The sequence below is a fragment of the Mesorhizobium sp. M00.F.Ca.ET.216.01.1.1 genome (assembly GCF_004010325.2).
GTDB lineage: Bacteria > Pseudomonadota > Alphaproteobacteria > Rhizobiales > Rhizobiaceae > Mesorhizobium.
In genome coordinates, this window is record NZ_SADR02000610.1 from 1 (window position 1) to 280 (window position 280).

General features: G+C 65.7%; 1 pseudogene. It reads right to left on the reverse strand.

Annotated elements, in window-relative coordinates:
• Positions 1-280: pseudogene (locus tag EN859_RS38595) on the reverse strand (hypothetical protein); the annotation flags it as partial.

Here is a 280-nt window from a genome sequence, read left to right on the forward strand (position 1 = left end):
GAACTGTTGCGCGTTGGTATAAGCGCTCAGCAGCCGCGTCGAAGCGTTGAGCCAGCCCATCGGAGCAAGCCGCGCTGCGACTGTGGCGATCGCCAAGGCGACATTGAACGCGCCGTAATCCGCTGCGCCAAGTGACCGGGCCAAAACGATTTCGAGCGCGAACAGGGCAGCAACGCCGGCGCTGCGTACGAAGAGTACCCGCAGGATGCGCCCGTTCAACTTGCGGCGCAAAGCGGCGCGGGCATTGGCGGTCTCCGGCCACGCCGACGGGAGGAAGGTC